At 69.5% G+C, this 24481-nt stretch carries 18 protein-coding genes and 1 pseudogene; 6 read left to right on the top strand and 13 right to left on the bottom strand.

Going from position 1 to position 24481, the window contains the following annotated elements; all coding sequences use genetic code 11:
- Positions 1-240: 240 nt before the first annotated feature.
- Positions 241-1044 (bottom strand): SDR family NAD(P)-dependent oxidoreductase, encoded by an 804-nt coding sequence (locus ACGH7X_RS39270; protein WP_399895378.1) that lies wholly within the window; start codon positions 1042-1044, stop codon positions 241-243.
- Positions 1045-1263: 219 nt separating this feature from the next.
- Here ACGH7X_RS39270 and ACGH7X_RS39265 point away from each other — a divergent pair, with 219 nt between their 5' ends.
- Positions 1264-2115, top strand: coding sequence for a helix-turn-helix transcriptional regulator (locus ACGH7X_RS39265; RefSeq protein WP_399895375.1), 852 nt, complete (start codon positions 1264-1266; stop codon positions 2113-2115).
- Here ACGH7X_RS39265 and ACGH7X_RS39260 read toward each other — a convergent pair.
- From ACGH7X_RS39260 to ACGH7X_RS39225, 8 genes and pseudogenes are all read right to left on the bottom strand, one after another.
- Positions 2080-2277, bottom strand: a pseudogene (locus ACGH7X_RS39260) (peroxidase); the annotation flags it as partial. The gene ACGH7X_RS39265 and the pseudogene ACGH7X_RS39260 overlap by 36 nt on opposite strands.
- A 112-nt stretch (positions 2278-2389) precedes the next feature.
- Entirely contained in the window at positions 2390-3358 is a 969-nt protein-coding gene (locus ACGH7X_RS39255; protein WP_399895372.1) for an MBL fold metallo-hydrolase, read from the bottom strand.
- 331 nt (positions 3359-3689) lie between these two features.
- The gene (locus ACGH7X_RS39250; RefSeq protein ID WP_399895369.1) at positions 3690-4562 is read right to left on the bottom strand and encodes a cupin domain-containing protein; all 873 of its coding nucleotides are present in this window, start codon (positions 4560-4562) and stop codon (positions 3690-3692) included.
- Positions 4563-4645: 83 nt separating this feature from the next.
- Complete coding sequence (locus ACGH7X_RS39245; protein WP_399895366.1) at positions 4646-7639, bottom strand: BTAD domain-containing putative transcriptional regulator; 2994 nt, start codon at positions 7637-7639, stop codon at positions 4646-4648.
- Positions 7640-7866: 227 nt separating this feature from the next.
- The gene (locus tag ACGH7X_RS39240; RefSeq protein ID WP_399895363.1) at positions 7867-8370 is read right to left on the bottom strand and encodes a VOC family protein; all 504 of its coding nucleotides are present in this window, start codon (positions 8368-8370) and stop codon (positions 7867-7869) included.
- A 43-nt stretch (positions 8371-8413) separates the two neighbouring features.
- A complete protein-coding gene (gene purU, locus ACGH7X_RS39235) occupies positions 8414-9271 on the bottom strand; it encodes a formyltetrahydrofolate deformylase (protein WP_399895360.1) in 858 nt (285 codons plus the stop codon).
- 58 nt (positions 9272-9329) lie between these two features.
- Positions 9330-10676 carry an aminomethyl transferase family protein gene (locus tag ACGH7X_RS39230; protein ID WP_399895357.1) on the bottom strand — a complete coding sequence of 449 codons (1347 nt, stop codon included), beginning with the start codon at positions 10674-10676 and terminating at the stop codon, positions 9330-9332.
- Between the two features lie 59 nt (positions 10677-10735).
- Positions 10736-11587, bottom strand: a complete 852-nt coding sequence (locus tag ACGH7X_RS39225) for a methylenetetrahydrofolate reductase (protein ID WP_399895354.1) — start codon at positions 11585-11587, stop codon at positions 10736-10738.
- 229 nt (positions 11588-11816) lie between these two features.
- Here ACGH7X_RS39225 and ACGH7X_RS39220 point away from each other — a divergent pair, with 229 nt between their 5' ends.
- The 3 genes from ACGH7X_RS39220 to ACGH7X_RS39210 all read left to right on the top strand — a co-directional run bounded on the left by ACGH7X_RS39220 (position 11817) and on the right by ACGH7X_RS39210 (position 14192).
- Positions 11817-12623, top strand: a complete 807-nt coding sequence (locus ACGH7X_RS39220) for an SDR family NAD(P)-dependent oxidoreductase (RefSeq protein ID WP_399895351.1) — start codon at positions 11817-11819, stop codon at positions 12621-12623.
- 10 nt (positions 12624-12633) lie between these two features.
- Positions 12634-13518: an NAD(P)-dependent oxidoreductase gene (locus ACGH7X_RS39215; protein ID WP_399895349.1), complete on the top strand. Its 885-nt coding sequence runs from the start codon at positions 12634-12636 to the stop codon at positions 13516-13518.
- 89 nt (positions 13519-13607) lie between these two features.
- Entirely contained in the window at positions 13608-14192 is a 585-nt protein-coding gene (locus ACGH7X_RS39210) for a carboxymuconolactone decarboxylase family protein (protein WP_399895346.1), read from the top strand.
- Positions 14193-14245: 53 nt separating this feature from the next.
- On the opposite strand, the gene ACGH7X_RS39205 is transcribed toward ACGH7X_RS39210, so the two are convergent.
- Positions 14246-14815: a TetR/AcrR family transcriptional regulator gene (locus tag ACGH7X_RS39205; protein WP_399895343.1), complete on the bottom strand. Its 570-nt coding sequence runs from the start codon at positions 14813-14815 to the stop codon at positions 14246-14248.
- A 244-nt stretch (positions 14816-15059) separates the two neighbouring features.
- Here ACGH7X_RS39205 and ACGH7X_RS39200 point away from each other — a divergent pair, with 244 nt between their 5' ends.
- A complete protein-coding gene (locus tag ACGH7X_RS39200; protein ID WP_399895340.1) occupies positions 15060-16427 on the top strand; it encodes a carboxypeptidase regulatory-like domain-containing protein in 1368 nt (455 codons plus the stop codon).
- Positions 16428-17147: 720 nt separating this feature from the next.
- A complete protein-coding gene (locus tag ACGH7X_RS39195; RefSeq protein ID WP_399895337.1) occupies positions 17148-18341 on the top strand; it encodes an MFS transporter in 1194 nt (397 codons plus the stop codon).
- 192 nt (positions 18342-18533) lie between these two features.
- Here ACGH7X_RS39195 and ACGH7X_RS39190 read toward each other — a convergent pair whose 3' ends face one another.
- From ACGH7X_RS39190 to ACGH7X_RS39180, 3 genes are all read right to left on the bottom strand, one after another.
- Positions 18534-19928 (bottom strand): M24 family metallopeptidase, encoded by a 1395-nt coding sequence (locus tag ACGH7X_RS39190; RefSeq protein WP_399895334.1) that lies wholly within the window; start codon positions 19926-19928, stop codon positions 18534-18536.
- Between the two features lie 731 nt (positions 19929-20659).
- A complete protein-coding gene (locus tag ACGH7X_RS39185) occupies positions 20660-21982 on the bottom strand; it encodes a dihydrolipoamide acetyltransferase family protein (protein WP_399895331.1) in 1323 nt (440 codons plus the stop codon).
- A gap of 10 nt (positions 21983-21992) precedes the next feature.
- Positions 21993-24167: a thiamine pyrophosphate-dependent enzyme gene (locus tag ACGH7X_RS39180; protein WP_399895328.1), complete on the bottom strand. Its 2175-nt coding sequence runs from the start codon at positions 24165-24167 to the stop codon at positions 21993-21995.
- Positions 24168-24481: the final 314 nt, after the last annotated feature.

Here is a 24481-nt window from a genome sequence, read left to right as displayed (position 1 = left end):
TCGAACGCCCCTGATTTTGCAAGGTAATTGGGAACTATTGTCGAGCGCTTCGAGCGCCCCTGGCTCACGCCCTGCCCCGGCGTGTCGCGTGCGCGTCACGGTGGATGGTGAGATCGAGCCCTTGAGGTCGGTGGGCGGGTCGATGCCGAACGGCACGGAGGACCTGTTCACCGTGACGGAGTCGTTGCAGATGTTCGCCGACGACATAGGCGTCGAGCGCCGGACGGTGGAGGACTGGCGTTACACCACCAACCGCTGGCCCGAGGGGCACCGCAAGGAGGATTCGGCCGTGTCCAGGTAGTCTGTGACGGCCCCGTGAGGGTGTCGGACCTGGCCGTATCCGCCGTCAACCTGGTAGTCGGCGCTGTTGACGTGGGAGGCCGCGTCCGAGGCTACGAACGCGATGACGGCAGCGACCTCTTCCGCGGTCCCGGCCCGGGTCATCGGCGTTCCGGTGCCCATCGTGGCGAAGAGCGCCTCGCGTTCCTTGGCGGTGGCGGCCAGTTGTGCGATACCGGGCGTGTCCGTCGGGCCCGGGCTCACCACGCTCACCCGGATCCCGCGTGGGGTCAGCTCAAGGGCCCAGGTACGGGCGAGGGCGCGAACCCCGGCCTTGGAGGCTGCGTAGAGACTCCGCCCGCGCGACGCCTTGTGCCCGGCCATCGAGCCGGTGAGGACGATGACGCCACCCTCCGCCAGCAGCGGCAGCGCCTTCTGGACGGTCATGATCGTTCCGGTGATGTTGACGTCGAGGACCGTCCTGATGACGTCCTCAGTGATGGTTTTCAGCGGTGCGGTCGCGATCGCCGCCGCGTTGACGACCAGCAGGTCCAGCCGACCGCTGCGGCGCTCCACCTGCGCGAAGAGCCGGTCAAGGTCGTCGGCCGAGCGCGAGTCGGCCCGCACCCCAATGACATCACCCGGTATGTCCGCGGCCGCCGCTGTCAGGGCGTTCTGGTCCCGGCCCGTGATGTAGACGGTGCCGCCCCCTTCGGCGATCTTCCGTGCGGTTACGTGGCCGATACCGGCACTCCCGCCCGTCACGACCGCGACCTTGTTGTGAAACGCGTTGCTCGTGGAACTCGTCGTCCATTCATCTGGGCAGCCGTCCCTAGGAACGTCTTGCAAGACGCCCCGGAAACGTCCTGAGGAACACAGGGCGGAACGACCCTGCGCCTTGTGCGGACACCGGTTCCAGAAGCCTGCTGATACTGGTAGTGGCAGCACCATGCCGACGCCTCCCGGCTCTGGCACAGTGGGCCTGTGCCGCCAACCACGAACCGGACCGAACTACGGGAGTTCCTGCGCTCACGACGCGCGCGGGTCACACCCGAGGAAGTCGGCATACGCCCGGGAGTCCGTCGGCGCACCCCCGGACTGCGCCGCGAGGAGGTCGCCCAGCTGTCCGGTGTCGGCATCACCTGGTACACGTGGCTGGAGCAGGGGCGGCCGATCAACGTCAGCTCCCAGGTGCTCGACGCGGTGGCCCGCACGCTGTCTCTGGATGCCGCTGAGCGCGACCACCTCTACCGTCTGGCCGAGGTCCCCCAGTCTCCGGTCACCAGCGTTCCGCCGACCGAGCTCCCCGGCGACCTCGACACCGTCCTGGGAGCCCTGGACCCGTTGCCCGCCATGTTGGTCACAACGCCCGCACCGCGCTGGAACCGCGCATACGCGGCCCTGCACCCCGCTCTGGTCAGTGCTCCGCCCGGCAAGCGCAACACCCTCTGGCACCTCTTCGCGGCACCGGAGGGGCAGCACCACATCGTCAACCGTGACGAGCGGGCGGCCGAGGCCGCGGCAGGGTTCCGCTATCGCTACAGCCAGAACGTGGGCGACCCGCAATGGCAAAACTTCGTCACCCGTCTGTGCACCGCCAGCCCGCTGTTCTCCCGGCTCTGGGCCACGCGCGACGTCGCTCCACCGCACCTGTGCGACAAGCGCTACGACGTTGCGGGGATCGGCGAAGTGAGCCTGCGTGCCACAGGCATGGAACTGACCGACCACCCCGGCGTCCGCCTCGTCGTCCACACCCCCACCGACAGGCGCAGCCGCGAGAACATCGACCGCCTGCTGCGCCTGGCGACGCACGTCACCTCCGTGGTGCGGGCGTAGCCCCCGCAGGTACTTCTGCGCGGCGACACAGCCCCCGCCCGCGAACGCCGGATCCTCGGCACCGACGAGGACGGCCCTGCGCGCCGCGGCTCCTGTCGGGTTCCGGGTTCTCCGTGCCGTCGACGAAACCGAGCATGTGGCGTCGTCGAAGTACTTGAAGCCGCTTTGCGACCGTCCGGTGCACCGGCCCGTGTTCCCGCCCTCGGGAGGGAGGGCGGGAACCAGGACCGACCGGTGACCCGCGGACGGCGGCCGGGGAGGTCACCGGAGCCGCTCACACCGTTTCGGTGGGCGGGAAGAACACGACCTGAGGCTCGGCGTTCTCGTCCAGGCGAAGGCTGTGGTACATCGTGAGCGTGTGGTTCACCCCGAGGGTCTCCACCCCGGCCAGCCGCCCGGACCACTTCTCGAGGAGCGGCTTCGACGCCTCCGCGGCGGCCGCCTCGTACATGGTCTTGAAGTAGACGTAGATGTGGTCAAGACCGACCGTGTCACGAGCCAGTTCGCGCTTCTGCGGCGTGATCTCCAGGGCGTGCCGGGCCGCGTCGCGGACGTCGTGCATGTACTCACGCTGGATCTCGATGTCCTCCCGGGTGCCGAGACGGGTGAGGTGCCCCGTGATCATCGTGTCGAAGTCGAACGAGAGCGCGTGGTCGTGGTGCGCCATGAAGCCCGGGATGTTCTTCGACTGGGCGATGTTCGTGAAGGGCACCCAGCCCGGGTAGATCACGTCGACCAGCATCAGGATCCGCTGCTGCGGCAGGTGGACGAAGCTGTTGCCCGGGGCGTGATTGCTCCCCTTGTAGTGCAGGTCGATCACCTGGCCGCCCACCTCCAGCCGGTACGAGTCCTTGAAGGTCACGTCGGGCAGTCGGCGCAGCGGATCGCTGTGCTCGCGCAGCATCGAGTGCGTCTCCTGCTGCGCGACGCGGACGGCGTCGTCCGGAAACTGGTTCACGGAGCCGATGTGGTCGCCGTGGTAGTGCGTGTACACCACGTGGGTGATGGGTTTGTCGGTCACGTCCCGGATGGCCCGGGTGACGAGTCCGCCGAGCGAGGGCGGCGCGTCGATGGCGACGACTCCGTGGTCGTGCACCACGAACGCGCACTGGTAGCCCCCGTCCGTCACCCAGTGGACGCCGCCGGTGATCTCCTCGACCAGGTACCCGCGCGCCGGCACCCTGGGGCCGATCGCGTTCCGGGGAACCGGTGGGATCTCGAATCCACGGGCTGTCTGCGTCATCGCTTCTTCCTTCGGAACAGACGGTTCGCCGGGGCTCGGCCTGCTGGCGGTGGCCCCGGCACGGTGTGGGGACGCTCGCGTCGGCCGGTGATCCGGTCCTGCGGGCGGTTGAGCTGCGACTGCGGTCCGTGCACGGGCCGCGGCCGGCCACCGGCCGCGAGGTGACGCGGACCGACGACCGGCGGTCGAGGACCTCGGACGGCCCGGCGGGACCGGCCGCGGGGAGACGTCGGCTTCTCCCGCCGGGTGGACGGGCCGTCTGCGTGGCCCTACCGGAGCACGACGGGTTCGCCGCCCCGTACCGGGAGCACGGGGCGGATCGACTCGTACGTCACCGGGTCTCTCCGGCCTCGGGCAGGGCCCGCCAGTCGTCGGGGAAGAAGAAGGCGTCCGAGGTGGGCGGCACCGGCGACTGGACCTCGATCCAACGGGCGGGCTCGTCACGCTCGTTGACGAATCCGTGGGTGCCGTCGGTGCTGACCCAGACCAGGTCGCCGGTCTGGGTGACCTCCTCGTTGCCGTCGATCCAGCCGCGCATGCCGCCGCCGATGAAGTAGTAGATCTCCTCGAAGGGGTGGTAGTGGACCTTCGCGGCCCGGCCCGGCCCGGAGCGTCCGGCGATGCTGGCGATGAAGGTCGTGTGGTGCTGCGCGCCCAGCAGTTGGTCGACCATCATGCGGATGCCGATGTTCTTGATGTTGGGCCCGTGATAGCCCGGCATGGACAGGTCGCCGAAGGGGACCACGTCGGTCGACTCACTGTAGTGGCCGACGAACCGGTGCCGCGGGTCGTTCTCCGACGGCCGTCCCAGGTACTCGCCGGACAGCGGCTCGGTCGAGATGTGGCTGCGCGCGCCGTCGAACGTCGGAGGCTTCGGCGCCCGGACCGAGAACCAGCTCAGGCCCTGGTCGCCGGCCGACAGCGAGTGTGGCATGCCGACGGGGGCCACTCCGTAGTCACCGGCACCGAGGTCGTACTCCAGGCCCGCGAGGGCCGCGCGGCCGTTGCCCGCCGTCACAAACCACGACTCCTCGAACGGGCAGCGGTTCCAGCCGAGGGTGGCGCCGGGTGCCAGTTCGTACAGGGAGATCTCCATGTGGTGCGACCCGTGGACCTCGCCGACCATCAGCGCCTGGCGCAGTCCGGGCACGTCCTTGACGTCGATCCATTCGCGTTCGGCGGCACGTGAAATGTGGTAAGCCATGAGTTCCCTCCACGGTTGGTGCGTAGTGGCGGGACCGAGTGTGGTCGCCGGGGTGTTAATCCCCCGGAAACCGAGCGGACCGTTCAGCGGCGCAGCCGGGACACGAGGCGGCGCACCTCGGCGGACGGCGCGACGCCGAACTCGCGCATCACCGTGGTGTACCGCCGGTACAGCCCGAGCACCGAGTCGTCGCTGCCGCTGGCGTGGGCCAGGGAGATGGCCACCTGCCATGCCTGCTCCCGGTGCGGGCTCGTCCTCAACACCTCGTTCACGAGCCGCCGTGCCTCGCGGTACCTACTGAGCCGGAACGCGAGTCGCGCCGCCTCGATCCGGCCACCGGTGACGCGTTCGTCGATCTCGGACCGGCGTTGCTCCACCCACAGGCTGGACACGGGCTCCAGGTAGGGCCCCCGGTCGGCGTGGGACAGCGCCTCGGTCATGGTGCGCAGCCGGATCTCGCCGTCCTGGTGGTCCGCCTGCACGAGTGAGTCGAGCACGACCTGCGCGGTACCGCTGACCAGGTCGGGGCAGGCGAGGGAGAACCGGTCGCCGTCCTGGTGCGGCACCAGTTCCTCCGGCAGCACCTCGCGCAGGCGGTAGAGCGTCTGCCGCAGGTAGCTGCGCCCGGCCGCGTTGTCACGGCCGTCGAACAGCGCGTCCAGGAGTTCCTGGCGCGGCACCTCGCGCCGGGCCCCGAGCAGATAGCTGAGCAGTTCCATGCTCTTGCTCAGCCGCGGCGCGGTCTCCCGCCCGTCGACGGTCAGCACGGGCTCGCCGAACTCCTCAAGGGACAGCCGCGGCGCCCGCGCGGTGACCCGCAGCGGGGCCTGGCTGGACAGCGTGGCGATCAGTTCGTGCCAGCGCGACATCCGGGTCGGTGAGGCGTCCGCCTCCCGCACCGCGACGGCGGGCACGTCGGTCAGCGCGGCCAGCAGCAGGTGCTGGGAACCCTGTGCCGCGGATTCGGTGAGGGCGAGTTCGGCGGCGGCGTCCGACGCCTCTTCCTCGCCCAGCCGCCAGTACGCCTCCGCCAGGTAGGCGGCGGCGGTGGCGAGTTCGAGCCGCCGGTCACCGCTGCGCATTCCGGCGACGCAGGTCTCCAGTTCGGTGCACGCCTCGGTGTCACGGTTGCGGATGAGGAGGCTGAGTCCGCGCCACAGTTGGCCCAGTTCCCTGCTGAACGCGTGCTCGGAGGCGCCGCTCGCCTCCGCCTCGGCGAGGGCGCGGTCGGCCGCGTCGGTGTCGCGGTTCAGGCGCAGGCAGAGCTTCGCCTCGTTGAGCAGGCCGAAGACGTGGTAGAGGCGTGAACCCGTCTCGGCGATCAGCCGCCGGCCGCGTTTCAGCGCGGCCCACGCCTCGTCCGGCCGTCCGAGGTCGACCATCAGGTCTACGGCGTCGAACGCATGCAGCCAGGGCGGCTGCCACGAGTCCCGGCGCACCTCGTACATCTCCATGGCCTCGTCCAGGCGGCCTGTCGCGCGCAGCCCGGCGATGATCCAGGGTGCGCCCAGCACCGACCTCCACGGGTCGAACACCCCGGGCCGTTCGAGCCCGCCGAGCCGGCCGCGGAAGTAGGCGATCCGCATGAGCAGACCGTCCACGGTGCCCGAGGACGCCGATACGGGGTCGGGGAAGGGCGGCGCGTCGCCACCGGACAGCGCCAGGAGGTTGTCGGCGCCCTCCCGTGCCCGGCCGACGGGCAGCCGGTCGGCCACGGTACGCGCCTCGGCGAGGCGGCCGGAGTGCCACAGGCACCAGGTCGTCAGCAGCAGCGCCTCCTCGAAGTGCGGTGACTCGGGCCCCGGGAGCCAGTCGTAGCCGTGCCGGTCCAGCAACTCGTTGCAGCGGCCCCACTGTTCGAGGGCGAAGGAGACGCGCAGGACCACCGTGCCGACCTCGGGGGTCGGCGTCCTGCGGGAGGCGTCCATCGCGTCCAGCCACCGGGCCGCCGAGGCGAAGTCCATCCGCGCCACCAGGTCGGGGAGGGCGACCGCGGCCTGCCGCCAGGCGTCCTCTGTGTCCCCCAGGCGCAGGAGTGTGTCCACGGCCTCCTCCAACGCGCCCTGCTGCACCAGCAGGTCGGCGTGGAGCCGGTGCAGTCGCCGCACCTTCTCCGGGTGCTCCGTCCGCTCGAGTTCCCCGGTCAGGAATTCCCGGAACTGGGGGTGCGGGGTCAGCCGGGTCCCGTCCCTCGACCAGAGCACCGGCAGCCGCTGGGACCGCAGGCGGGTCATCAGCCGGGCCGCGTCGCTCTGGCCGAGCGCCACCGCGTCGGCGACCGATATCTCGGCCAGGGGGCTGGTGTGCAGCAGGAAGGTGCGTTCGTCGGCCGGAAGGGCGCGCAGGATGTTCGCGGAGAGGTAATCCCGCAGGGCGTCGGACCTGTCGTCGGTCGCCTCGGCCGACCGCCACCCCTCGAACAGCACCCCTGCCACCCAGCCGCCCGTCATACCGACGACTCCCTCGACGTCCGCGTCGGACTCGCCGATCAGCCGCAGGGCCTCCGCGGCCTCGTCGGCGTCGAAGGCGAGATCCTCCTCGCCCAGTTCGCCCACGCGGAAGACGTCGCCGATCGACCCGAAGACGAGCGGAACGCGGGTGCGGGAGACGAGGACCAGGTTGACGCCGGCGGGCAAGTACCGGGCCAGCGCGGACAGGACGGCGACGCATCCCTCGTCGGAGGTGATGCGTTCGGCGTTGTCGCACACCAGTACAAGTTCGCTGCCCTGGAGGCTCTCCGCGAGCAGGCCCGCGGCCTCGCCGGTCTGGATGCCGTCGCGCAGGGCGTCGGTGGCGACGTGACCCGCCGCGGGGACGTGGCCCTCGACCGCTGCCTCCAGGTAGACCAGCAGCCGTCCCGGGGCCTGTTCCGTACCGTCGAGCGACAGCCAGGCGACGGGACGGCCGAGGTCCCGCAGGGCCACGGCGACGGCCGTGGTCTTGCCGCCGCCGGCGGTGGCACACACCGTGACCACGGGGTGACGGTCGACGAGTGAGCGGATCCGCTCGGTCAGGCGGTCGCGCCGAACGATGTCGTCGCCCGGCTCGGGCGCGGTCAGCTTCCGCCGGATCACCATCCGCCGGCCGTTCGCGTGAAGCCCCTGCTCGTCGTGCAATGTGGCCCGCCCAACTCGAAGTCAGAACACCGTGCCGCCGGGGCGGCACCGGCCCCGGCAGGCCGATGCCACGTGTCGCCCGAACGACCCCACGGTGTCATGGTCGAGAACACCGTGGCAGCGGTCAAGCCCGGTTTCCCCGGGATTAACGGCACGGGCCGGGAGCGACACCACTGCTTTCGGGCGGGTCAGGCGAAGGCTTCCGGGCTGCGGAAGTACGCCTTGCCGTTCGGGTACGACACCAGTTCGCACTGGAGCCCCCACGGCGAGAGGAAGTACACCCACCGCTGTCCTTCGTGCGGACCCTTGCTGTCCGTGGGGTCCCCGAGCACGACCAGACCGCGCCGCCGCAGGTCGGCCACCGCCGCATCGATGTCCTCGACGTAGAGGGCGAGGTGGTGTCCGCCGATGTCGCTGTTGCGTGGGGGCTCCAGCCTCTGGTCGGGAGACTGGTACTCGAAGACCTCCAGAACGGCATGGCCGCCGATTCCGAAGAAGAAGATGCGCGGTGACACGGCCCTGTCGTGCACGTTGAGGTGCTCGCTCATCCAGTGGCCCTCGTCGTCACGCAGCGGTCCGAGCCGGTACAGATAGGTGAAGCCGAGCACGTCTTCGAAGAACTCGCGCGCCTGGTCCAGATCGGGGACGGTGATTCCGAAATGATCGGCACGGGTCAGTCCGGGTATGGGCATCGATGCCTCCGTGTGATGCGGTTTGCTTGCGGGTCCGGGCGGTTCACGGGAAGACGACGGTGCGCTTCCCGTCCAGCAGGACGCGGTTCTCCGTGTGCCAGCGCACCGCTCGGGACAGTGCCAGGCATTCGACGTCCCGGCCGAGGGTGGCGGCGTCGGCCGCGTTCATGGAGTGATCGATGCGCGCCACCTCCTGCTCGATGATGGGGCCTTCGTCGAGGTCGGGGGTGACGTAGTGAGCGGTGGCCCCGACGAGCTTCACCCCTCGCGCATGGGCCTGGTGGTAGGGGCGTCCGCCCTTGAAACTGGGCAGCATCGAGTGGTGGATGTTGATGGCCCGCCCCTCCAGCCTCTTGCACAGTTCCGGGGAGAGGATCTGCATGTAGCGGGCCAGGACGACGAGGTCCACCCCGAGGTCCTCGACCAGGCCGACCAGTTCCTTCTCGGCGGCCGGCTTGGTCTCCGGCGTGACCGGGATGTGGTGGTAGTCGACGTCGTACGTCTCGGCCAGGTGCCGCAGGTCCGGGTGGTTCGACACCACGGCGGCGACCTCGGCGTTCAATCCGCCGTTGAAGGCCCGGAACAGCAGGTCGTTGAGGCAGTGGCCGAACCGGCTGACCATGATCAGGAGCCGTTGGGGCCTGGAGGCGTCGATCAGCCGCCATTCCATGGAGAACCGCTCCGGGACGCTGGTGAATCCGTCGCGCAGCGCGTCGATCGTGGTCAGAGGATCGAGCGGCTCGAACTCGACCCGCATGAAGAAGGTGCCTGCACTGCGCTCGCCGAACTGCTGGCTCTCCACGATGGTGCACCCGTTGCCCAGCAGGAACGTCGAGACGGCGTGGACGATCCCCGGCCGGTCGGGGCAGTTCAGGGTGAGGACGTAGCGGGATGCGGTCATGAGGAATCACGTCCTCCACGATGAGGGGCGGAGCCCGGAGGGTCCTGGCGTGGCACGGTCACACCAGGGGCCGGGTGCGGAGCGTGGCGCGGATGTGACGCTGGACGTGCGGTTCGACGGTGGGCTTGGCCGAACCGCCGTCCGGCTCACCGACCACGATCGTCACCTCGCGGCCGTCGACGGCCTCGTGTTCGTCCACCATGGCCAGCGAGGACCAGCCCCCGACGTTGACGGTGTACCCGGCGTTCGCGGAGATGCCCACGGACCGGCCGTCGACGAGGATCCGGTCGTAGGACCCGGTGGCGTAGTTGGACACCGGCATCTCCAGGTACTTCGCGTGCGGTCCCGAGCCGAACAGGCTGTCGGCGATCAGCTCGGCCGTGTCCCGGTCGTTCCAGCGCAGCCACACCTTCCGGCGGTGGGGCTTGGAGGCCATCCCCTCCAGTGCCTCGCGCCCGATGAAGTCGTGGTCGAACTTGATCACCCGGCCGTAGCCGAGATCCCACGGCGTGACGTAGTAGTCCTCGATGTTCTCCGACACGAAGCTGCCGCCGACGGACGCGTTGGCCTCGAAACCGTCCGCGGACAGCCACTCCCGGAACGGCCTTGTCGACTCCCCGGTGTAGATGGCCGGCACCGGCGCGGGGATCCAGCCGGACTCGATGGCGGTGGAGGGGTAGGCGCGTGAACCGCCCAGGCGCAGACCGAACTCCTCGCCGGCCGCAAGGAGCGCCTCGCGGACCGTTTCGCCGTGCTCCGAGGGGCCGACCAGTTCCAGTCCGGTGAACTCCTCCCCGGGCGCCCCGATCATGGTGTGGTTGAGAGCGCGGACGGGGACTCCCGCGATCTCGAACTCGCCCATGGCGAAGAACCTGATCCGCGGGAGCGGCGCACCCACCGCCTTCTCGACGATCCGGTGGGTCGCCGGGCCGTTGAGCTGGAACCGGAAGGTGAGGCGCCTGCCGTTGTTGGCCACGGACCGCTCGTCGCGCGTCACCGTGACGCGGTAGTTGCCGTTCTCGGCGTGGAAGGCGGCCCAGTTGGGTGCGACCGGCCGCCCCACCAGGCTGAACTCGTCGTCCTCGAAGGCGAACAGGATGGCGTCCCCGACGAAGTACCCGTCGTGGTTGCACGCCACGAACTGCTTCGCCTTGTTCCTGCCGAAGTTCTTGAATCCATTGACGCCGAGGTCGGACATCAGCCGCAACGCGTCCGGGCCCTTGAAGTATATGTCCGTCATGTGGTGCGACTGGTCGAAGAGCACCGCCGTCTCCCGCCACGCACGCTGTTCGTCCCGCCAGTTCGTGTACTCGGCGCGCATGGGGTACACGTAGGGACCCTGCGGAGCGTTGCGCAGCATTTCCACGACGCTTCCGGACTTCTGGATCTTTTCTTCCAGATTCATGAACACCCTCGTTCCTCTGTCCGCGGACTCGGTTGTGCCGGAATTTCCGTTCAGTGACGTCAGCCGGCCTTCTCCACACCGCTCGCGCAGTACAACCAGTCGAGCGTGGTGTCGACCTGGTTGAAGGAGAAGAGATGCAGCCCTTCCACCGAGAGATCGGTGAAGGAGATTTCCTCTCGGACGGCCAGCAGCAGATCCAACGGCTCATAGGCGCGTCCGAGCAGCAGATTGCCCACCATTCCATGCTGTTTGGACAGGAATCGCAGTGACTGACCAACCCCGATCTTGACCGAGAGTTCGATCAGTTTCCTGATCTGCAGCGGGGCCGCGACGCCCATGCGCAAAGGCAGGGTGACGCCGCGTTCGCGGGCGGAACGCAGCCAGCCTGCCAGTGCGGAGGCGTCGAAGCACAGCTGACTGACCATGTAGTCGGCGTGCTGCTGCTTGCGCAGCAAAGCCTCGAACAGCACGTCGTCGGCGATCTTCGGATGCCCTTCCGGATAGCAGCCGACGCCGATCCTGGACAGGCCGTGGTCGAACTCGACCAGTTCCTCCAGGATTTCCGCGGCCTCGCTGAACCGGCCGACGGGCTTCTCGCCGTCGCCGCCGATGACGAAGAGCTCCTCGACCCCGAGATCGGTCACCCCTCGCACGAAGTCGCGGAGCGCGGCCCGGTCCTCCACCATGCGTGCCGCCAGGTGCGGCACGACCCGGTGCCCGGAGCGGCGGGCAGCGGCGACGTGATCGAGTGTGCGCGCAAGACCGAACCGGGGAGAACAGGTCACGCTGACGGTGGTGCCGACGGGTACGGCGTCCACCTTCTCCTGAGCGCCTTTCAGCGGGACTATCTCGATGCTCGAATTGCGGACGAGCTCGTCGACCGGAAGGTCCGGGTCAGCAGAATGCGCCATTGCGGTTCTCCGCCTTCTTGAGCTGAAGCACATCGGGGTCCCTCATGCGGTGAACACCGAAGAGAATGCAAGTGACCTTAGAGCAGCGCACGTTAGACACTTGTTAATCGAATCCACGCCGAGTTAGCGGAGCCGTTAGCCGGCCTTGCCGCACGAGTGCTCCCCCGGAGACGCTCGCGGTGGCGGTGCCGACCACCGCGCAAGCAATCCGCGAATGGAGACCTCAGCAATGACTCTTGGGATTCGACTGGACGGACGGACGGCGCTGGTGACGGGCGGCGGCAGCGGCCTCGGCCTCGCCATGGCCGAGGCCCTGCACGCACAGGGCGCCGCGGTGGCCGTACTGGGGCGCACCAAGGCCAAGCTGGACGCCGCCGAGCGGCAGATCGCGGCGCGCGGCGACGGCCGCGTGCGTTCCGTGGTCGCCGACGTCAACGAGGACGACGCGGTGACCGACGCGCTGCGCCAGGTGCACGAGTGGCAGGGCCGGCTGGACATCGTGATCAACTGCGCGGCACCGCTGCTGGCCGTGAGCCCGCTGGCGGACGCGGACGAGGCGGTCGTGAGCGAGGCGCTCAACGCCAAGACCGTCGGTTACCACCGGGTCGCCCGCGCCGCGCTGCCCCTCATCGAGAAGGGCGGCACGGGGCGCATCATCAACGTCGCGGGCATGGCGGCGCACGTGCTCGTTCCCAACATCGGCGTCGCCGCGGTGGTGAACGGCGCCGTCGTCGCCCTGACCAGCTACCTCGCCGCCGAGGCGGCCCCCCACGGTGTCCTCGTGAACGGCATCTCGCCGGGCATGACCCTGACCCAGGTCTGGCACGACCGGCACGCGGCCACCGCGAAGGCGAAGGACATCACCCCCGAGCAGGTGCGGGACGGGATGGTCGAGAACCTCGGCATCCGGCTGGGCCGCTGGGGACGCCCCGAGGAGATCGCGGCCGCCGCCCTGTTCCTGGCTTCGGACCTCTCCTCGTACGTGACCGGCCAGACCCTCCAGGTCGACGGCGGGCTCGGCAAGTCCGTCATCTGACGGCCGGTGAGTGGCGAGTGAGGAGCTTCGCATGACACACGTGTCGATTGCCGGTCTCGGCAACATGGGCCGCGGCATGGCCCGCCGTCTGCTCGCGGAAGGGCATGGGGTGACGGTCTGGAACCGCTCGCCCGCGGGGGTGGACGAACTCGTGGCGCTGGGTGCCGAACGTGCCGGGACCGTCGCCGAGTTGTTCGCCGCCGGGCCGGTGCTGTCGGTACTGTCCGACGACACCGCCGTGGCCGAGGTGTTCGACGAGTCCGTGCTGGCCCAGGCGGGGCCGGACGCGGTCCATGTCGGGATGTCGACCATCTCGGTCGACGCCTGTCGCGCCCTGGCCGAGCGTCACGCGGTGGCCGGGGTCCGCTATCTGGCGGTCCCGGTGCTGGGGCGCCCGTCGGTGGCGGAGGCGGGGCAGCTCAATCTCCTAGCCGCCGGCGACAGCGCTCTGATCGAGTCGCTGCGGCCCGTGTTCTCCTCGCTCGGCCGGCGGACCTGGCAGGTGGGCCACCAGCCGTGGCAGGCCAACGTCGTCAAGATCACCACGAATCTTCTGATCATCCACGCGCTGGAGGCGATGGCGGAGGGCTTCACCCTCGCGGAGCGGCACGGCGTCGACGCGCATGACCTGCACGAGCTGATCGTCAAAACCGTGTTCCCCGGTGCGGTGTACGAGGGCTACGGCAGGGCGATGGCGGACCGCGTGTACCTGCCCGCCGGCTTCCGCACCGCGCTCGGCAGCAAGGACCTGTCTCTGGCCGGGGCCGCGGCCGCGTCGGCCGGACTGGAGCTGCCCACGCTGTCCGCGCTGCGCGAGACCTTCGCAACGGCCGCCGACCGGGGCCTGGCCGACCACGACTGGGCGTCCATCGCCGAAGTGCTGCGCGGGGACTGACCCCCGCGGTTCCATCCACCACCCCCGTCCGGCCCCGCGCGCGGATCCGTCCGGGCCGGACCCCCATCTGATACGAGGAGGGTGCTGACATGGCACTCGTACCGTTGGTTCCCAAGGCACGCGTGGACGCGGCCGATCTCCCCCTGATCGAGGCGGGCGAGGAGTCGTTCGGCACGCTGCTGAACACCTGGCTGGCCATCGCCAACTGTCCCGGGATGTTCTCGACGTACCTGCCCTTCATCCGTTCCGTGACCGGTCCCGGTGCGTTGGACGGGCGGGTCAAGGAACTCACCGCCGTCTACGTGTCGTTGCTGAACCACTGCCGGTACTCGGCGAGCCACCGCTGCTACTCCGCCCTGCGCAAGGGCGTCACCGAGGCCGACCTGGAGCGGCTGGCGGCCGGGGACTTCGCGTCGTTCTCCGGCACCGAGCAGCTCGCCCTGCGGTTCACCCGTGCGCTGACGCTCGACATACCCGTGACCGGCAGGGACGCCGGTGTGACCGGCGTCGATCCCGAGTTGCTGGCACAGGTTCGGGACGCCTTCGAGCCCCCGGCTCTGGTGGAGTTCGTCATGTCCGTCAGCCTGTGGAACGCCCTCACCCGCTTTCACCGGGTGCTGGACCTCGATCTCGACCTCGGCGAGCCGCCGGCCGCGGTGGACGCCGCCGTCTGAGCACGTGCGGAGCCGTCTCCCGGCCGAGCGAGGCGGCGGCGTACGCCGGGCTGTCAGCCGGGCGCCACGGTCGCGCCGTCGATGAGCCGACGGGCCGCTGCGTCGGTCCGGGCGACGTCGTGGGTCACCAGACGGTCCTGGCACAGCCCACGCAGCCCGGAGACGAGCAGTGTGGCGTCGGCCCGTGCCTGCTCCGGCGGGTGACCCAACCGGGTGTAGGCGGCGGCGATCGGGGCGACCATCGTCTCGACGGTGTCGGCGGCGAGGTCGCCGTACTGCCGCGGATCCGTGGTGGCCAGGCTCAGCAGTTGCAGCAGCATGCGCACCGCCCCGGCCTGTTCCCCGGCGGTCATCGTCTCCCACAGGGCGTGTGCGGCCCGCCGGAGGCCGGCGTGGTCATGGACGTCGTCGAACATCGCGCGGGCGTCGGGACGGTTCGCGAGCAGTGCCTGCGCCAGCAGGTTCTCCCGGCTGCCGAAGTAGTACAGGAGCATGCGCTTGGTGGTGCCGACGGCCTCGGCGAGCGGGCTCAACGACATCTGCGCGACGCCATGCTGCTGCAGGTAGGAAACCACCTGCAGCAGCAGATCGGTTCGTTTGGCGACATTGACGGGGCGGGGCATGGCTTTGACTGTACCGGTCGGTACGCGTAAGGTCCCCACGTATTAATGATCCGATCGGTTCATTAATGGACCGACGCTGCGGCGACGGCCGAGCGCGGAGTACGTAGAGGGGCCTCATGGAACTGGCCGCACTGCCAGGGACGATCACGGAGCGCAGGGCGGGAGGGCCCGCTGGCGCGATGCCGCGGAGATGCGGTGGCGGGCAGGTCGGCGGCATGCGGGTGGTGGGGCTGTGAAGCACCGGATGGAGCGTCCCCGGGGCGTGTCGCGGGCCAAGCATCTGGCCGAGATCCTCATGTTCCCGACCGTGCTCTTCCTCGGCCTCCTGTTCTGCTTCTCGGCCGCGTTTCACGCCCCCCAGCCGCACCACACGAAGGTCGTCGTGGCTCAGCCGGCCCTGCAACGCCAGGTCGACACCGTGCTGCGGCGGGAACAGCCCGGCGGCTTCGACGTCACCGCCGTGGCGGACGCCCGTGAGGCCCGGCGGGCGGTGCTGGAACGGGACGCGGTGGCGGGTTACGCCGTCGAGGGGACGCACAGCGTGCTCTACATGGCCCAGGCCAACGGCATGTCCCTGGAGCAGGCGCTGACCCAGGGGTTCACCCGGCTCTCGGCCCACGACCACCGGAAGCTCACGGTGCAGGACGTGGCGCCCACCGTGCGCGAGGACCGGAACGGCACGACCCTGGTCTATCTCGGGGTCGCGTGGAGCGTCCCCGGTTACATCCTCGCGACGACCCTGCTGCGGGCGGTGACCTTCAACCGCCGCAGGAAGCTGATGACGATCGCGGGTGTCTCGGCGCTGTTCGGCACCGTGGGGTACCTCGCCGGCGTATGGTTGGAATACGTTCCGAACGAGCCTTCGGCCCTGGCCATCGGTTGTCTGCTCACCGCTGCCGTGGCCACGTTCTCCGCGGGGGTCGCGCCCTTCACCAAACAGTTCTTCCCCCTGGTGGGCATGGGCCTGTTCATCGTGTTGAGCGTGCCCACCAGCGGCGTGGCTCCCGTCCCCCTGCTGCCCATGTTCTTCCAGGACCTGCACCTCTTCATGCCGCTCAGCAACGCGGTTGACGCCCTGAAGGGCGTCCTGTACTTCGACGGCGCGGGCGTCCTGAGGCCGGTCCTCGTGCTGTGCGCATGGGTGGCGGTGGGTCTCGCCCTGCTGGGTCTCGACGCGTGGCGGCACCACCGCGAGGCGGTACGCGGCGAAGCGGACGACGAGGAGGAGGTTCCCGAGCCGCCCGTGGAGGACCCGTCCCTGGAGGCGCCCATGCCGACCGCGCTGCCGGTGCACCGACACCACCACTTCGGCGAGGCACTCCCGATGCTGGAGGGCAGCGTCCAGGACGTCGGCCACCGGCCCGTCCGCCACGCCGCCGTGACCGTGATGGACACCCGGGGTCACCAACTGGTGCGAACCGCGACGAACGACCAGGGCGAGTACGCCGTGACCGGCCTGCCCGAGGGATACATCACCGTGGTGGTCTCCTGCCCCGGCCGCAGTCCCGTCGTGCACCAGAAGCTACTGCAGTCGGGGGTGGCCGTCCGGGCCGACTTCCTCCTGGACACCCGCTCCCCCTGGCCGCCGTCCCCCTTGCTGCCGCAGCACTGAAACGGGCACCGGCTCCCGGCTTCGGGACACAGGCGGGGCCGTCGTCCAGGTCGACCCACGGTGACGTGCACAGGCCGGTCAGCAATTTCGTTCGGACAGAGGTGCAGGAGGACTGGACCGGCGTCTGGTTCAGCGGGGGCGAAGGTCGGCACGTTGTCGTCAGCGGTGACGGGCCGGCCGGTCAAGCCTTCGCCTCCAGGTCCGACCCGGGCCAGCGGGGCGTTGCGCGCTCGTACCAGCCGCGCAGCACCACCCCCCGTACTCGACCCGTACCCGCACCGTCTGGGACTTCATCTCGGCCACCACGGATCCCACGCTGCTTCCCCCGGCCCCCGCGGAGGGCACGGCGACAGCCGCAGGGCCGACCCCACTGGACGGGCCGGCGCGACGATCGTGCCGCCGTGGGTCGCGCCGCGATTTCCTGTGGATTAACACCCGGTTCACCACACTCGGGCTGGCCCACGGCAGACCGGGGCAGCGCCTCGAAAGAGTCTCGACTCGCCGCTCGGAAAAGGAACACCGTACTCAGCCCTGACCACGACTCCGCCTGGTCGCCGAACGGCCCCTCGTCACCGGGATCACCGGGACGGCCCTTTCGAACCCGACCTCCAGGAGAACGTGATGACGCAATCGCCATCCCCGACCGAGTCGGCGGACACAGCACCCCCGGATGTGAGGTCTCCTCGATGGTACCGCTCCCTCTCGCGGGAGCACCGACCCGTGTTCTGGGCCGGATTCGCGGGATGGGGTCTGGACGCCTTCGACTTCAACACCCTCCCGCTGGCGTTGGGGGCGATCGCCACGGCCTTCTCCCTCAGCTCCACGGAGTCGGGCTGGATCATGACGGTGACCCTGCTGGCCTCGGCGGTCGGCGGGGCCCTGGCGGGACTGCTGTCGGACCGGCTGGGCCGGGTGCGGATCCTGATGATCACCATCGCGACCTTCGCGGTGTTCACCGCGCTGTCCGGCCTGTCCCAGAACTACGAACAGATGCTGGTGTTCAAGGGCTTTCAGGGTCTCGGATTCGGCGGTGAGTTCGCGGCCGGTGCGGTACTGATCGCCGAGGTGGCCCCGGCCGAGCAGCGCGGCCGACTGCTGGGCTATGTCCACAGCTCCTGGGCGATCGGGTGGGGTTGTGCCGTTCTCGCCTACACACTGATCTTCAGCCACGCCGGACCTGATGCCTGGCGCTACCTGTTCTTCCTCGGGATCCTGCCGGCCTTCGCGCTGCTGTTCGTGCGGCGCAACGTCAAGGACTCCGACGCGTCGAAGGAGAACCGCCGCCTGGCCGCCGGGCAGACCACCTCACTCTGGAGCGGCCTCGGCGCCCTCTTCCACCGCGACCTGCGGCGCACCACGCTGCTCGCGGTTCTGGTTGGGATCGGTGTGCAGGGCGGGTACTTCGCCGTGTTCACTTGGTTGCCGTCCTATCTGCACACGGAGCGCGGACTGACGGTCGTCGGGACCGGCGGCTACCTCTCCGTCGTCATCGTCGGCTGCTTCCTCGGCTATGTCTGTGCCGGGCATATGCACGACCGGCTCGGCCGCCGGGCCACGTTCATCCTGTTCTCGGTCAGCGGGGTGTTGTGCGTCGTGGCCTACACCTGGATACCGCAGGGGGCCAACGGTCTGCTGCTGGTACTGGGCGTGCCGTTGGGAGTGGCGGCGTGCGGATCCCTGGCCGGGACGGGCGTGTTCTTCAGCGAGTTGTTTCCCAGCCGGGTGCGCGGCACGGGAGTCGGTGTCGTCCACAACTTCGGCCGCGGAGTCGCCGCGTTCTTCCCCTCCCTGGTCGGGGCGCTGTCCCCCGTGTTCGGGCTGAAGGCGGCGATGGGGGTCGGGGCCCTCGGATACGTACTGGTGATCATAGGGGTGCTGGGGCTCCCTGAGACCAAGGGCCGGCAGATCGCATAGCGCCTGTCAGTGGCGCAGCCCGCCTGCCGTCGTGACGGTAGGCGGGCCGCGTCTGTCCGCGCGATGGAGCAGATCCGGGTGGTCAGTCCGTACAGCGCGTACGGGCACGTGCCGCACGACTTCTCCTTCATGCCGTAGACGGCGACCTGGCCCCCTGAGAGCGGGATGACGTCGCACCAGCGCTGATGGTGGTCAGCGGGGTGCGTTCGTCCCTCCGTCGGCGGTCGTGTTGAGGTGGGACTGCGAGTCGCGCAGGGTCGGCAGCGCCCCACCCACGGCGTAGTACCTCTGCCCGGCGACGATGAGGTCCTCGGCGGGGAACTTCGTGATCACCTTGCAGCCGTCGGCGGTGACCACGACCTCCTCCTCGATGCGTGCCGCACCCACGCCGTCCGCCGACGGCCAGTAGGTCTCCAGGGCGAACACCATGCCCTCCTGCAGCACTTCGGGGTGCTCGAGCGAGACCAGCCGGGAGAAGATCGGCTTCTCCCAGATGGACAGGCCGACGCCGTGGCCGTACTGGAGCGCGAACGCCGCCTCCTCGTCGGGGAAGCCGAACTCCTGCGCCGTGGGCCACACCGAGACGATGTCCGCAGTGGTGGCTCCGGGGCGTACCAGTGCGATCGCCTGGTCCATGTACTCCCGGGTCCGCTTGTAGGCGTCGTGCTGGGCCCGGCTCGCGGAGCCGACCGCGAAGGTGCGGTAGTAGCAGGTGCGGTAACCGTTGAAGCTGTGCAGGATGTCGAAGAAGGCCGGGTCGCCGGGGCGGATGAGCCGGTCGGAGAAGACGTGGGGGTGGGGCGAGCACCGTTCACCGCTGATGGCGTTTACGCCTTCGACGTATTCGGAGCCGAGGTCGTAGAGCTTCTTGGCGACCAGGCCGACGCACTCGTTCTCCCGTACGCCCGGGCGGAGGAACCGGTAGAGCTCGTCGTAGGCGGCGTCGACCATGGAGGCGGCCTGGGTCAGCAGGGCGATCTCGTCGTGGCTCTTGATCCGCCGTGCCTCCATGAAGATCTGCTGTCCATCGACGACGTCGATGCCCTCGTCGCGCAGCGCGAAGAGGACCGGAAGCTCGATGACGTCCACGCCGAGCGGCTCGTTCGCCAGACCGTACTTCTCCAACTCCCTCTTGATCTTGCGGGCCACCGAACGGGCGATCTCCGCGTCGGGGCTGATGGCCCCGCGGAGGGTGGATATACCGGCCCTTGCGCCGGATTCGGCACGCGGCCGCACCGCACCGTGGTGCGGCGCGTGCGGGTCCGCGTCGGCCTCGGCCGTGGTCTCCGACAGCCAGAGGTTGTACAGCTGGTGGTGCTTGGCGGCGGAGCCGAAGTCCCAGGAGATCGGGTCGGTCTTCCGGGTGAGCAGACTGAAGCGGATGAGCTTGTCCATCGCCCACGTGCCGATGTGTGTGGCGGTCATGTACCGGATGTTGGAGAAGTCGAAGGCCAGTACGGCCCCGCAGTCCGAAGCGTCGAGCTGCGCCTTGAGCCGCGCCAGTCGGTCCCCGCGCAGGCGCGCGTAGTCGATCCTCTCCTCCCAGTCGACCGCGTTGATTCCCGTGCTGGCCACGCTGCTGATCATGTGAAGCTCTCCTCGCTGACTGACCCGTTCAACCCATTCACACTGTGTGCTGATACTGAACAGTATGAGGTGTAAGAACTCACCGCAAGGCTGAAGCGCGATGCTCTTCCGGCGCCGCGCTGCACCGCAACACAACACGTCATGGAGGATGCGATCGACGCTATCCCCCATGGACCAACCTTGACGGCGAGGGTGGCGGCACTGACTGTGTTGCGTGCCACTGAACACTTCGGCAAGCTCGATACCCAGGAGCGTCCCACGAGGAGACGTGCACGAGATCACTGGCTCGTCACGGCACCGGCTCGGTTCGCCTGCCGCCGCCGAAGCGGTCGCTTCCGGCCGGGCCACCAGCACGCCTAAGAGTCGGGACGCCAACGTCGAGGCGGTCCGCACCCAGCGGGTGGTACGCAATGGTGTGCAGGTCTCGGTTGGCGGCGCGGTCGCCGCCGCAGTCGAGCCGGTGACGGTCCCCGTACTGAGCGGCTTCGGTTCGGCCTCCAACTCGTCGATCTCCCCGGTCAGGGCCAGGATCCGTCGGCCCAGGCGGCGCAGGGCGGCCTCGGCCGCTTGGGCGGGGTCGTCGAGGGCAGTGCCCGTTTGGTGACGGTGCTCGATCGCATGCGCCGACACGAGCGAACCCGCGCCTGCGTCGAACGACGGACCGGCGGGGGCCTGACGGAGCATCCGTCGGCGACAGGTCCGGGCCGCAGGTGCGGCCCGGACCTGTCGAGTCACACCAGCAGCCGGTACGGCCGGCCGACGGCGTCCACCAGGGCGTCGAGCCACTGCGCCGCGAGCGCACCGTCCACGGCGCGGTGGTCGACGGAGAGCACGAGGGACATGGACGAGGCGGCGACGACCTCGGACTCGCGCACCACGGGCACGGGTCGGATCGCGCCCACGGCGAGGATCATCGACTGCGGCGGGTTGATGATGGCCGAGAACTCGTCGACACCGTGCATGCCGAGATTGGTGACGGTGATCGACCCGCCCTCCAGGTCCCGTTGCCGCAAGGATCCCTCTTCCGCCGTGCGGACGAACCGGCGCACCTCTGCGGAGACTGAACCGACCGACTTGTGTCCGACGTCGCGCAGCACCGGCGTCACCAGCCCGCGCGCGGAGGCGATCGCGACGGCGACGTCGGCCGACTCGTAGTGGAGCAGTGCGTCCTCGGTCCACACCACGTTGGCCTGCGGTACAGCGGTGTGCGCCGTGGCGACGGCCTTGACCAGCAGGTCGTTGACCGAGATCCGCACGCCCGCACCGGCATTGAGGTCCGCGCGCAGCCGCAGCAACGCGTCCACCTCGACCGACCTCTTGAGGTAGAAGTGGGGCACCTCGCGCTTGCTCTGCGCGAGCCTCGTCGCGATGGCGCGGCGCAGTCGGCTGTGCGGTGTGGCCCGGGCCGGTTCACCGAACCCCAGGGGCAGTTGTATACCTGTGCCACCGGCTGCCACCGCGGGCGTCGGCGGCCCGGGCGGTGCCGCTGCCTGCGCCGCCCGTTGGACCGCCTCTTCGGCGTCGCGCCGAACGATGCGTCCGCCCGGTCCACTGCCGGTCACCGTGGCGATGTCGATGCCCGCGGTGCGCAGCAGCCGACGTGCGAGCGGGCTGGCGAAACGACGGCCGCCTGAGACGCCAGTGCCGGACTCCTGCGGGCCCACCGGTTCCGGAGCCTCTTCGGGTGACACGGACGAGGAGTCCGTGGGTGGCGCGTCCTGGGCAGGAGGTACCTCGGGACCTGCCTCATCCGGGGTGCCGACGGCTTCGACACCCAGCCCGGCCAGGACGGCGTCCAGGTCAAAGTCCCGTTCGGTGTGGGTGCCGAGCAGCGCCATCGGCGCGCCGACAGGGACACGTGTGCCCGGTCGCACCAGGGTGCGCAGCAGCACCGTCTCCGTTTCCGCCTCCACCTCGACCTGCGCCTTGTCAGTCTCGACGACCGCGAGCGGGGCGCCCGCGGTGAGTTCCGCGCCCTCGGCCACCAGCCATTCACCCATGATCACGTCGGTGGCTCCGGCCGCGACCTCGGGGACACGCATGAGTTCAGCCATGATTTCCACCTCAGGCGTTCTTGACGGCTCGCAGAGCGGCCACCACTTCGTCGGTTCGGGCGACGGCGGCCCGTTCCAAGACCTTGCTGATGCTCGGGGACGCCTCTCCTCCGGTGACCCGCTGCACGGGGGCGTCGAGCCAGTCGAACAGGCGCCGGGCGATCTCGTCGGCCAGCCAGGCTCCGTACGAGGTACCTCGCGCGCCCTGTTCGACGACGAGGACACGGTTCGTACGGCGTACGCTCTTCTCGATCGTCGTCCAGTCCAGGGAAGCGCGGTCGAGCCACCGCAGGTCGATGAGGTCGGCCTGCACGTCGGTGACGACGTCCAGCGCCTCCAGGCAGTGGCCGACCATGCTCAGGTAGGAGATGACGGTGACGTCGTCGCCGTGGCGCCGCACGGCCGCCCGGCCGACCGGCAGTGCGTAGTCCAGGTCGCCGGCCGGCACCTGGCCCGCGGTCGGGTACAGGTCGACGTGCTCGAGGACCACGACCGGGTCGTCGCAGGCGAGCGCCGTGTTCATGAGGCCGATGTAGTCGGCCGGGATTGAAGGTGCCACGATCCTCAGCCCGGGAGCGGTGGCGAGGATCCCGGCCGGGTCCATGGAGTGCTGTGAGCCGTAGCCTGTCCCGGCGGCGAGCTTGCTGCGCAGTACGAAAGGCACGGCGGTGGTGCCGCCGAACATGTGCCGCGCCTTGGCGACCTGGTTGAACAACTGGTCCGCCGCGACCCACATGAAGTCGGCGTACATGAACTCCACGACGGGCCGGTAGCGTCCGTCGATCGCCATCCCGGCCGCCAGACCAGTGAACGCGTTCTCGCTGATCGGGGTGCCCAGCACCCGCTCGGGGAAGCCCTGCAGGGGTGCCTTGGTCGCCCCGTTGGTCCCGCCGTTGAGCCGGTGGACGTCCTCCCCGAGGATCACGATGCGGTCGTCCTGTTCCATGTGCCGGGCCAGTACGCCGGAGACGGCGTCGATGAAGCGCATCTCCTCCTTCTCCCCCGCCGGTTCGTCCGTGGCGTATCGGAGCCCCTTCAGCTCGGAGAGCTCTCCGCGTACGCCGACGTCGACGAAGGCGGCGTCCGGCCACAGGTCCCCGATGATGCGCTTCTCGCCGGGCTTGCCGCCGGGCACGGATTCGAGGAAGGAGTCGCCGATCTCCGCCAGGGTTTCGGCGGCTCGTGTCCGCAGCGCGCTCACCTCCTCCTGGGTGAGCAGTCCGGCCTCGACAGCGTGGGTCCGCAGCCTGGTGAGCGGGTCGCGGTCGCGCCATTCCTTCTCCTCGGCCTTGCTGCGGTACCCGAAGGCACTGCCGGGGAAGGGGCCGTTCTGGTGGAAGTAGCGGTAGACCTCGGCCTCGACGAGGGTCGGACCGTTGCCCGCCCGCATGTGTTCGACGGCCTCCGCCATCGCCGCGCGTACGGCGAGGGGGTCCATACCGTCCACCCGCCAGGACGGGATGCCGAAGCCCGGGCCGCGGGCCGAGAGCCGGGGCTCCGCGGTCACGTCCGCGACGTGGGTGGAGACGGCGTAGAGGTTGTTCTCCACGAAGAAGCACAGCGGCAGTTTCCAGGCCGCGGCGAGGTTGAACGTCTCCAGCACCGAGCCGATGTTCACGGCGCCGTCGCCGAAGTAGGTGACGGTGACCGCGTCGGTGCCTGCCTGGCGCTGGTTCCAGGCGAATCCGGCGGCCTGGGGCACCCCGCCGCCGACGATCGCGTTGGTTCCCATCGCGCCGGCCTGCCGCCACATCAGGTGCATCGACCCACCGCGGCCCCGGCTCCAGCCCTGGTCCAGTCCGCAGATCTCCGCGAGCGTGCGCCGCAGCACGTCCTTGACCTCGCCGGTCAGTTCGGGCAGGCCGGTCCCCGGTGCGACGACGTGACCGAACGCCTTGGCGAGGAACTGGTGGTGGCCGCGGTGCGATCCGTTGACGAAGTCGTCGGAGCGCAGGTCCAGCAGGGAGCCGACGGCACCGCCCTCCTGGCCGATGCTGGAGTGAGCGGGACCGTGCACGAGGCCCTTGGCGGCGAGTTCCAGGACGTACTCCTCGAAGGTTCGCACCCACTGGGTGAAGGCCAGCATGCGAAGCACCACGTCCGGATCGGCTTGTTTCCGGTCCGCTGCGGTGAGGCTCAGCTCGACCCACGGTTGCGCCGCGGAGAGCTTGGAATGTTTGGCCACGATGAGCCCCTCTCGTCTCGATGCATCCAATACGGGTGGCCCAGGGCTGAGTTTTCACGGGTTCCCGATGGGTGAGGTCCGGCTAATTTAGGACGATGATTGGATCCAATGCAACGGGCGAGGGCGAGAGACTTGCTCCGACTCCGCCCCTTCGGGCCGTCGCCCGAGACGGCGGCGCGGCTCGGCGTCGCCGAGGACACCGCCATGCGCGAGCTGCCCTTCTTCCGGCTGGGCGGGCATGGCGGTGCTCGATGCCTTCATCCACGAGGCCTCGGCAGCCGCTTCGGTGCCGCCCCTCAACAGCGCTGCTGGAG

The sequence above is a fragment of the Streptomyces sp. BBFR51 genome (assembly GCF_044591655.1).
Lineage (GTDB): Bacteria > Actinomycetota > Actinomycetes > Streptomycetales > Streptomycetaceae > Streptomyces.
Note: the sequence above shows the minus strand (reverse complement) of the source record. Positions and strands in the feature narration are given on the sequence as shown.